Source organism: Paenibacillus sp. GbtcB18 (assembly GCF_019091125.1).
GTDB lineage: Bacteria > Bacillota > Bacilli > Paenibacillales > NBRC-103111 > Paenibacillus_F > Paenibacillus_F chitinolyticus.
On the sequence record NZ_JAGXJX010000024.1, the window covers coordinates 1 to 12313 of the forward strand.

Annotated in this window: 2 protein-coding genes; both read left to right on the plus strand. The window is 37.5% G+C overall.

Annotated features, from left to right (window positions below; translation table 11 throughout):
- On the plus strand, nt 1-1631 hold a 1631-nt coding region (locus tag KVT34_RS28895), incomplete at its 5' end, for a beta-ketoacyl synthase N-terminal-like domain-containing protein (protein ID WP_217563134.1).
- A partial coding sequence (locus KVT34_RS28900; protein WP_217563135.1) for an SDR family NAD(P)-dependent oxidoreductase occupies nt 1628-12313 on the plus strand: 10686 nt, incomplete at its 3' end. The genes KVT34_RS28895 and KVT34_RS28900, both read left to right, overlap by 4 nt.

The following is a 12313-nucleotide window of genomic DNA, read 5'->3' on the forward strand; positions in this document are numbered from 1 at the left end:
GAACTTTTTCAGTATCAGAAGGAGCTCCCATAGGATCAAAACCCGAGAATGAAATCCTTGCCAAACCAATGGAAAAGGACCATCAATACTCGAAACCATTAAATATATCAAAAAATTGGAATCAACCACGACTTACTGGTGCTACCCAAATTGAATCAGATAAAAAACCTTCCGTGAAGGCGGATAAGGTTGCAATAATCGGAATGCACTGTAACTTCCCGGATGCACCTGATTTAAAACAGTATTGGAACAATCTAATTTCAAGGAAAGATAGTGTTCGCGAAGTGCCGAGTTTCAGATGGGATTGGAGAAAGCATTATAGAAGCAGTCATTCAGAAGGGTACAGTATTAGTAAATGGGGCGCTTTTGTAGAAAATATTGAGTTTTTTGATCCCCATTTTTTTAATATACCTAACTCTTTAGCATCAACGATTGATCCATTACAAAGACAATGGTTGGAAGTGAGTGTTCAAGCTTTATCCGATGCTGGTTACTTTAACGCGTTGTGGGGAAAAAAAGTAGGCGTATTTGTTGGAACTAGGCCAAGCCATTTTTTAAATAAAACCGGTTTTAATGATAAAGATATCTTGGTTGGAACAAGTCAAAACTTTATAGGTGCACATTTAGCTCATATGTTTAATTTTAAAGGCCCGAATCTAGTGGTGGATACAGCATGTTCCAGTTCCTTAACTGCCATTCACCTTGCTGTGAAAAGTATTCAAGCTGGTGAATCTGAGTTAGCGTTAGCAGGCGGAGTAGATCTATTACTAGATGAGAAAGAATTCTTAGTATTAAGTAATTCAAAAATACTGTCTCCAAATGGCCGCTGTAAAACATTTGATGCAAGTGCAGACGGTATTGCATTAGGTGAGGGCTGTGGGGTATTAGTACTAAAGTCATTAACTAAAGCAATTGAAGACCATGATAAAATCTATGGAGTGATTGAAGGGACAGCCATAAATAATGATGGCAACACTATGGGAATCACCACCCCGGACCCTGAAAGTCAATGTAACCTTATTGAAGAAGCAATATTAAACGCAGCCATAAATCCCGAAACGATTAGTTATATTGAAGCGCATGGAACAGGAACCTTGATTGGTGATCCGATTGAGCTAAAAGGACTTACGAAAGCTTTTAGAAAATACACGGATATGAAGCAATTTTGCGGTGTTGGAAGTGTAAAAAGCAATATAGGGCATTTACTTAGTGCATCCGGTGCAGCAAGCATTATAAAAGTAATTTTAGCTATACTTCATAAAGAACTTCCACCCACGCTGCATTGCGAGAAACCGAATGAAAGATTCAAATTCGATCAATCTCCATTTTATCTGGTTCAACATCCACAAAAATGGAAAACGGATAGCAATGTTTTAAGAGCTGGCATTAGTTCATTTGGTTTGGGAGGGAGCAACGCCCATATCATCATTAGTAATGAAGGAATTCCACAATCACATATGGCGACACTAGAACCCAAAAATAAAAGGATTGAATTTAACAGAAGTTATTATTGGCCTAGTAATAAAAAATGTGTAGAAGCAAAAGATACGGAACCCTCAATAAATGATGAAGATGAATTTAACCATTATTTTACGATATCAAAATTAGAAGATGGGAGAATGAACAGGTGATTACTACGAATAGTCAAATATTCACTCAAAAAATACACCATAACAATTATCTTGTGCGTGACCATCTAGTTCAAGGTATGCATACTCTTCCAGGGGCCGCTCTTCTCGATATGGTTTATCGATTATTTAACTCTCTTGAAGTGACCCGTTCAGTTGAGTTGAGAAATATCGTATTTAAAAAGCCTATCTGTACTACGGAAGAGTTCGATAGACTTGTATATATAGAATTTACACAAGAAAATGAACAATATAGAGTCAAAATAACAAGTTGCAAAATGAAGGAAAATATAATTATTGATGAAAAGCATGATGAAAATATGGAATGTGTAGTTGTTCTTAAGAAAACTGTAAAAAATAGTACTATGGATGTGGCTAGGTTAATAAATGACCCTTCTACAGTGAAATGGAATATGGATGTTATTTATAGTTTTATCAAAAGGATAAATATAGAACATTTGGAATTCATGAAAACAAGCGGGGAAGTATATCAGAATAACAATGAAGAAATCATGAGCCTCCGACTTGGTGAATTTGCATCAAAGTATAATGATAAGTTTTTTGCTCATCCGGCTTTGTTGGATAGCATAACGTTCGCTGGAACTTCTTTTAATTTAAATGAGATTGAAAAGGAAGAAATGACATCGCCATCATTTCTTCCTTTTTCCATTAAACGATTTTGTATAAATAAGAAATTGCCTGAATCGGTATATACATTTTGCAGTAATAGAGGGTTAGAAAATAAGCAACGAGATGATTTATTGACAAATGATATACTTATTCTGGATGTAACAGGTGAAATATTAGTTGAAGTGGAAGAACTTACGTTAATTAGAATTAAGAAACACGAATTAATGGAGTGTAGCATTGCAATTAATGAAAAGAACACGGAAGTAGCTAGTGTAGAAACCAATCAAAATGATGAAGATATAGAGAACATACAAGTTGTTTCTGATCAAGACCAGATTGAAAGGATCAACACTTATCTGAAAGAAGAGATTGGAATCGCATTAAATAAAAATCCACGGGAAATGAGTATACATTCAGGTTTCTATAATCTTGGATTAGATTCAACACATCTATTAACGATTGTTAAGAAACTTGAAAAGAACTTAGAGGTTCAATTATATCCGACTCTTTTGTTTGAATACTCAACTATTAACAGTTTATCTGAATATATAAAGCAGCATTACGAAAATGAAATGGAGGCCTTCCTTAACGGGAAAAGCATAATAAAGAATATGGAGGTAGCTGATAAACCTATTGAAACAAGTAAAAACGATTTGAATTCGAGTACCCTATATTTTCAGCCTGTATTACAAAAGCAAAGAATTAATAATAGTATCAAGAAAATTTGGGGTAAACACTTAATTATCTTGGATCAATCCTCGGATCTTTTAGAATACGCATTCCAAAACGAATTGCCTAATGCTACCCTACTTAAGCTATTTTCAGATACGGAAGAACTACCTGATCAACTAGAGATTAGGTTCACTCAGGTAATGAATGTTGTTCAAAAAGAACTAATGTCAAAAGAAAAATCAGACGTTTTAATACAATTTATTTTTGATAGCGATCATGTCAATCATTACGTTCATGGATTACGGGGCTTCTTAACAACAGCGTATGAAGAAAACATCAGAATTAACAGCCAAATGATTTGCTTTGATCACTTGAATACAGCAGCAAGGGAGAGCGTAGTACAATTAGTTCAAACTGAAGCTCTTTCGCATGAAAAGGGCGTAGCAGAAATTTATTATCAAGAAAATAATAGTGTCAGATTTATGAAAGTCTATCAAGAGGTTTTCCTCGATAAGTGTGTTTTTAGCCCTTACTGTAAAGAGAATGGAGTATATATTATTACGGGTGGTTTAGGTGGTCTTGGATATGAACTTGCTAAACATATTACACAAATGGCCCGTATAAAAGTAATATTAGTTGGAAGATCAGAGGAAAATCCGAGTATTCGACGACAAATTAACGGGATCTCGATTGATAATGGTTCTGAAGTAGTATATATAAAGGCGGATGTAAGTAACGAAAGTGAAATGAACCAAGTTATTATGAGCATCAAAGCGAAGTATGGCCGAATTACAGGTGTTTTCCACTGTGCAGGAATAATAAAGGATCAAGTTATCATTCAAAAAAAATCCCAAGACATTCATGAGGTTTTAAAGCCTAAGGTGTTCGGTACCTATGTCCTTGATAAAGTTACAAAAGATGAAAACCTGGATTTTTTTGTTTTGTTCTCATCCATTTCCTCAGTTTTCGGGAATTTGGGCCAATCTGATTATGCTGTTGCTAACGGCTTTCTAGATTATTTTTCCGAATACAGACAACGTAAAGTTGTTGATGGTGAACGTTTTGGAAAAACAATTTCAATAAATTGGCCTTTATGGTCTGATGGAGGAATGAAGTTAACCCACGAATTGGAGAAAATGATGTATGAGAAAAACGGCATGATCCCTTTGCCAGTAACAAAGGGTTTGGAGGCACTAAATCTTCTTATACATTCAGCTAAAACCCAAGTTGCCGTTCTATATGGTGATGAGCAAAGAATTAAAAGTTATATGGAAAGTTCTTTGAGTAGTTATCGCTTAAATACAAATACAGCAGAAATCAGTTTTGAACAGACGATGGATTATGAGGATAGAGATATGAATCTATCAGGGGAAGACATAGCCATCATAGGGTTATCCGGCCGTTATCCAATGGCAGATAACGTGGATGAGTTTTATCGTAATTTAAAAGAAGGAAAAAACTGCATAACTGGACTTCCTAAAAAAAGGTGGGAGGGTTATGAATTTACATTTGAGATCGAACAATTCTATAAACATGGAGGGTTTTTGTCTCAAATTGATAAGTTCGACCCCTTATTTTTCAATATCTCTCCAAGACAAGCAGAATTACTCGATCCTCAGGCACGTCTTTTTTTGGAAATAGCTTGGGAAGCTTGTGAAGATGCGGGGTTTTCAATAGATAGGAATCGAACAATTAATAATAAAGATCATTCAGTCGGTGTTTTTGCCGGGGTTTTTTGGAACCATTATGAATTGTATGGTGCAGAGATGACGCAGAGCGGTTCTCCTACTTCATTTGGGGTGTCTTCAGCAGCAGTAGCCAATATGGTTTCCTATTGTTTAAACATTAACGGCCCCTCTTTGGCTGTGGATACTATGTGTTCATCAGCTCTAACTGCGATACATTTAGCTTGTGAGAGTATTCGTAATGGAGAATGTAAGTATGCGATTTCCGGTGGAGTAAACCTTATCACTCATCCACAAAGATATTTGTTCCTGAGCAAAGCCCAATTTTTATCCTCCGATGGACTCTGTAAGAGTTTTGGTGAAGGTGGAGATGGATATGTACCCGGAGAAGGTGTGGGGGCCGTTTTATTAACTTCACTAAGAGAGGCAGAAAAAGAAGGATATCCTATATATGGTGTTATCAGAGGCTCCGCAATTAATCATGGAGGTAAAACATCCGGAATAACAGTTCCTGATCCTCTAGCACAGTCAGGGGTCATATCTTCCGCTATAGAAAAGGCAAACATCGATCCCGCAACAATTAATTACATTGAAGCTCATGGCACGGGAACTTCTTTGGGAGATCCAATTGAGGTCCAGGGACTAAGCAGGGCATTCAGCAAATGGACAAATGACAAGCAATTCTGTGCAATAGGTTCTTGCAAATCAAGTATTGGACATTTGGAAGCTGCCGCCGGAATTGCTGGACTTACAAAAGTGTTACTGCAATTAAAACATGGTGAAATTTTTCCTTCATTGCATGCAGAGAATTTGAATCCGCTTATTTCGTTTCAGGATACTCCTTTTTATTTGGAAAGGAACTATAAAAAATGGGATCGAGTATTAATTGAAAAGAATGGTAAGCAAATTTATATTCCGCGCCGCGCTGGAATAAGCTCTTTTGGTGCAAATGGAAGTAATGCGCATCTAATCGTTGAGGAGTATGTTCCACGCTCAAAAGAAATAGAACGGATTGAACCTGCAAATGGGCTGAATGTGATAGTTCCCCTCTCTGCGAAAGCTAATGAAACCTTAAAGCTGTATGCACATGAACTAAAGAATTTTTTATCTCAGAAATTAGCTGCACCCAAGGATTGTGTTTCTTCTGAAATCGAACTTGCGGATTTAGCCTATACTCTACAAATCGGTAGAGAAGCGATGGAAAAAAGGGTTGCTTTTGTAGTTGGGAGTGTTGAAGAACTAGTAAAAGGATTAACCGGCTTTATTAATAGTAATGAAACATTCATTCGTTGTTATCGTGGTGAGATTGATAACCCTGCGAATTCTTCGACTAACCTGAATGTAAATCTAGAAGATTGTTCATTTAGTGAAAATAAGTTAATTGAGCTAGCAGAGCTGTGGGTAAACGGTTCTGCTATAAATTGGGACAAACTATATAGAAATAATAGACCAAAACGTATAAAATTGCCGACATACCCTTTTAATCGTCAGAGTTATTGGCCGATTAGAACCATTTCTAGAAAAATTAATCCTAATTTAAAAGTGCTTGATAAGAAATGTTCGAACCCATTGGTTAAACCTACCGCTATTGCACTGACTGATCTAAAAGATATTCATCATAAGGAGGTTGCGTCCCAATCGCTTCCTGTTATTCCAACTGCAGAAGAGAAGGCTGGTCATACTATGGAACAGGATGTCCCGTCAGATAACCTGATTGAGGACCTATCAAAAACTCTTGCGGAAGTTCTCTATATGAATCCGGATGATGTGAATATCCACGGCAGATTCATTGATATGGGTCTGGATTCGGTTGTTGGATTAGAATGGATGAGAGCGATCAATGCTAAGTATTCGCTATCGCTCCCGGCTACAATTATATATGACTACCCTACAATATACGAATTATCAAAGATAATTCGAACTAATATTGCTGAGAGCGGAATAAATGGAATATCAGTCAACGGTATACCGGAAATTGCAGAAATTGAACACAGCGAAGCAGTAGAAACGAAATCGTATCCGAACACATTTCATGAGATTTCTTCTTTAGAGTTATATGAGGATCTTGCAACAAGCTTATCGAAAGCTCTCTACATGCAACGGAAGGATATAAATATTGATACTAAATTTATTGATATGGGTCTTGATTCCATTGTTGGGCTTGAGTGGATAAGAGCTTTAAACCTAAAGTATTCTTTATCTCTAAACGTGACAATAATTTATGATTACCCGACAATACGCGAGTTATCAGAGTACTTATCAACGGAGATCCTTTTCACTAACCGTTTAGGACAAGTAGATAATATGGCAAATCCGGATGGCTTGACGTCAAATGGTAGGTGTGAACAAAACCAACAGGAAGAAAATACAACAAGTGAAATGCAAGAGCCTGTGGAAGTAAATGAGCCAATAGCTATTATTGGTATGTCGGGTAGATATCCAGACGCAAACGATCTTGAGATGTACTGGAACAATCTTGCTAATGGGAAAAGTTCAATCCGAGAGATACCCCAAGCAAGATGGGATGTTAACGAATATATTGATTCTCCAAAGGGTAACATTTATTGCAAATGGATGGGATATTTGGATGGGGCGGAGTATTTCGATCCTTTATTTTTTAATATCTCGCCATCAGAAGCCGAATTAATGGATCCCCAGCACCGACTTTTCTTACAAGAAAGTTATCGAGCATTTCAAGATGCGGGATATAGTCCTAAAGAACTGAGCGGGAAAAATTGCGGTGTCTATCTTGGAATTATGAGCAGTGAATACGGTACGATGCTATATCAAAACCCAGCTTCAATTAATAATGTTGTTGGAAATAGTTATGCTATCGCGGCGGCTCGTATTTCTTATTTTCTCAATCTAAAAGGACCAGCAATTCCAGTTGACACAGCTTGTTCATCAGCTTTGGTAGCGACTCACTTGGCTTGTCAAGCGTTAGCCAATAAAGAGATCGAGATGGCATTAGTAGGTGGTGTAAGTTTGTATCTTGCACCAGAATCCTATATAAGCATGTGCTCAGCTGGCATGTTATCCGTTGAAGGACAATGCAAAAGCTTTGATAATAACGCTGACGGATTTGTTCCTGGTGAAGGAGTAGGTGCACTGGTCTTAAAAAGATTGAAAGATGCAGAAGCGGATAATGACCATATTTACGGTATTATTCTAGGTTCAGGAATCAATCAAGACGGGAAAACAAATGGAATTATGGCGCCAAGTGCAAACAGCCAAATGAAGTTACTAAGTGAAGTTTATGAAAAATATAACATTGATGTGGAAAGTATCGATTATGTTGAAATGCATGGAACAGGAACGAAATTGGGCGATCCTATCGAATTGGAAGCATTATCCAGCGTTTTTAAGAAAAAAACAAAACGTCATCATTTCTGCGGCATTGGGTCTGTTAAAAGCAATATTGGGCATACATCGGCTGCCGCAGGGGTGGCAAGTATTCAAAAAGTGTTGCTTTGCATGCAGCATGAGAAATTGGTGCCGACATTAAACTTCAAGGAGCCAAACGAACACTTTAATTTTGAGGACTCCCCACTCTATGTTAACACCGAGTTAAAGGCTTGGGGAAACACAGGAGAAAAGAAACGTCGGGCAAGTATTAGTTCATTTGGCTTTAGTGGAACTAACGCGCATCTTGTAATTGAAGCATACACTTCTGTTCCCAAGAATCGTGTTCCAGAAAATACTTATGAAAATAAGCCATCTTTGTTTGTTTTATCTGCAAAGACTCCTGAACAATTGAGATTATACGCAGATAAACTCCTGAGGTATATAGAACACAAGCAAGGTATCGATCTTGATCTTGTGAATATTGCTTATACCTTACAAGTAGGACGAGAAGCCATGGAATTTCGATTAGCATTCGAGGTTGCTTCGGTAACAGAATTGATTAACACCTTGAAGGAGATAGTAGATAATCCTACTCCGCGAGGTGTTTTTTTAAATCAAACAAAAATAAAAAAAACGGAAAACGTAACAGTTGGTTCAGATGGGAACATTGCATATCCGCTTAATGATTGGATAACGAATAGGGAGTTAAGTCGCATTGGCGAAATTTGGGTAAATGGGATTGATGTTGAATGGGAAAAGTTATATCAGATCAATAAACCGATGAAAATCAGTCTGCCAACCTATCCTTTTATTCAAGAACGATATTGGGCGACCTATGAAGATCCTAAAGTCAGGGATGTTTTGTCCTCAGATAGGATAGCCCTTCATCCACTCATACATCAAAATACTTCAAACTTTTATGAACAACGATACAGTTCCACGTTTACTGGAAATGAGAGTTTTCTAAAACAAATTTGTATTTCTGGACAGTACTTGTTTCCAAGTGGAGCTTTCTTAGAGATGGCTAGGGTGGCAACCGAGTATTCAATCGGTGTTTTCAAGGATAATGCACACAACATAAAGTTTAACAATGTTAGTTGGAATCATTCTGCCGTTCCTATAGGAAATGGACCCATTATGCTGCATGTTGGACTTTCTGTACAAAAAAATGATGAGATTTCTTACGAAATATATAGTGACTTGGAATACGAAAATGAAAATATAATTTATAGTTGCGGAAGAATTGAGACGGCCAAGAAAAAAGATACCCAGTATATAGATTTAGAGAGTATTAGGAATCAGCACAAACAGGAAACATTTTCCGGAAGTGAAATATATACGAAATTATTGAATAGCGGTTGGGAATGTGGGGACGAAAACCAAATTGAATCTGCAACTATCGGAGGAAGCCAATTATTAATCAAGCTTTCAAATACGGAAACAAGAAACCCGTATTTATTTGATCTTAACTTAACAGATAGGTTATTGCAGGTATTCTCGTTATTATTTGGTTTAAAAAAATTAAATCCAATGGATACCATAACAATGAAGGAACTAGAAGTTTTTGAAATACCGAATAGAGCAGGCTGGGCAGTCATTAAACCGAGTAGAGCCGCTCATAATAATCAAAAGTCATCAATTGATCTCGATTTTTGTGACGAGAACGGAAAAATATATTGCAGTGTAAAAGGTCTATCAACGTTTAGTCATAACAAAGCAATTGAAGTTCCAACGAATGACAATAAAGTAGTAGCAATTAACAATGATAAAGAGGCTTTAGGGGCCGAGCCATTGTTTTTATTTGAGGAGGTTTGGGAAGAAGAACAAAAGAAACTGTCCGAAATCAATTGTAAGACGATTGTTTGTTTTCTATCAAATAAAGACAATAGAAAGCTGTTTTTGGATAAAATGGGTTCTATTGATGCGAATTTAAAAGTTATTTTTATAGGTCAAGGTACCCAGTACGAGCGAGTATCTGAAACCGAATATGGCATCCTTCGAACGGATCGGAATTCGTTTGTTAAAGCCTTTGAAAACATTCAAGAAGAAATAAATCGTATCGATTATATGCTATATCTATGGCCACTTGAGGATTCTAATTTATCTCAAGACCATTCTTGTATTTTTTATATTTTACAAGCTGCCACTAAGACAAGATTGAAAGCAAAAAAATTTATGGTTGGTGCGGAAATAGAAAATCAGATAGATCGTTGTTATGTGGAATCATGGATCGGGTTCGAACGTTCGTTAAAAAGTATAATACCTGATGTCAAAATGGGAGTAATCCTGTATGACAATTCCGAACACGTCTGCAAATGGACGATGGATGATTGGCTGAACGATCTCCGGGATGAGCTGCATATCGAAATGGTTAAGAATGTGTTATACAAAAATGGAAAAAGATATGTGCAGGCTATCAATCCTCTGATAATAAAGGACAAATTAAAAGAGAATAAATTAAGAAAAAATGGAAATTATCTTATCACAGGTGGGTTAGGCGGGATAGGGATATTATTTGCAAAGCATCTGGCTAAAAACTACGCGGCTAATTTAATTTTAACGGGTAGAAGACCTATCGATGATCGCATACAACGGCAGATTAAGGAAATGGAACAATTAGGAGGACGTGTTTTTTATATAAAATCTGACATATGTGATGAGTTTAAAATGAGAGAGCAACTATCCGAAGTAAAAGAAGTATTGGGAGATATTCATGGACTGATTCATGCTGCAGGTATATTACACACTGACAATTTCAAAGAGAAAGGGTTAGCGGATTTTCAAGAAGTATTGAATCCCAAAATAAATGGGACAATGATTCTGGATGAGATTTTGAAAGAAGAACCTCTGGATTTTATTTGTTATTTTTCATCAACTTCGGCAATCTTGGGTGATTTTGGATTTTGCGATTATGCCATTGGTAACAGGTTCCAAATGGCTTACGCTAATTATAGAAATGAATTGAATTTAACTGGGAAGAAACAAGGGAAAACATTTGTGATTAATTGGCCCTTATGGAAAGACGGCGGTATGGGGTTTGTTGATGAAAAAAATGGCGAATTATATTTAAAAGCAAGTGGACAACGAAGCTTAGAAGCCCAGGAAGGAATAGATGCCTTCGAAATAATTTTGTCTCAACAAAACGTGCAAACTCTAATACTTGCAGGTAATGAAAGCAAGATAAAACGAATGTTAGGTATAAACGAAACAGGGATTCCTGCCCTCACTATGGCGTTGCGGAATACAAATAAGGGGAGCACCGGTAATCGAAGACCAGAAATGAAAGGGTTAAGTTTGGAACAATGCGTGGAATGGGATTTGAAAGAGTTGGCGGGCAAGATTCTGAAGTTATCAAAAGAAAAATTGGATATGGATTCGAATTTATCTGAGTTTGGCTTCGATTCCGTTAACCTGGCGGAGTTCTCCAAACTATTGACGGATTATTATCAAATCGACGTAACCCCTGCGGTATTTTTCGGACACTCCACATTAGAAAAGTTAAGGGAATATTTTATCCTGGAACATCGGGGTGTTATGGAAGCGTTTTACCGGGAGGGTGATAATGCTGTTGAAGAAAAAGAACTGAAAGAGCCCATCGTATTGTTCGAACCGCGAAAAAAGAGAACAATGAACTCCCGATTCATGAAGAACCTCAGCGAAAGCAATATTCCTGAGCCCATTGCAATAATCGGTATGAGCGGACGATTCCCGCAGGCGAGAAATATCGAAGAAATGTGGGCGATTCTGGAAGCCGGGCTGGATGTGGTGAAAGAAATACCGGAGGATCGTTTTAATTGGCGGGAATATTATGGGGATTCGGAGAAGGATGCGGGGAAAACGAACTGTAAATGGATGGGGAGTATTCCGGGAATCAGTGAGTTCGATCCCTTGTTTTTTGAAATTTCTCCAAGAGATGCGGAAACCATGGATCCCCGGCAAAGATTGCTTCTTCAGGAATCCTGGAATGCATTGGAAGATGCCGGCTATGGGAAAAAACAGATTGAAAACAACCGCATCGGGATGTATGTCGGGGTTGAAGAGGGAGACTACCAACTTCTTGTTAATGGTGAAGGAGGGGTTACTTCCAATCATAATGCTATCTTGGCAGCAAGATTATCGTATATCTTGAACCTAAGCGGGCCGAATATGGCGATCAATACCGCGTGTTCCTCCGGATTGGTGGCGGCCCATCAAGCTTGTCAAAGTTTAAGAAACGGCGAATGTGATACCGCTATTGCAGCGGGGGTTAACTTAATCTGTTCTCCTGAATTATTCATAGGTTTAAGTCAGGCAGGGATGCTGTCGAAGGACGGTAAATGCTATACCTTTGATGAGCGTGCGAACGGGATGGTG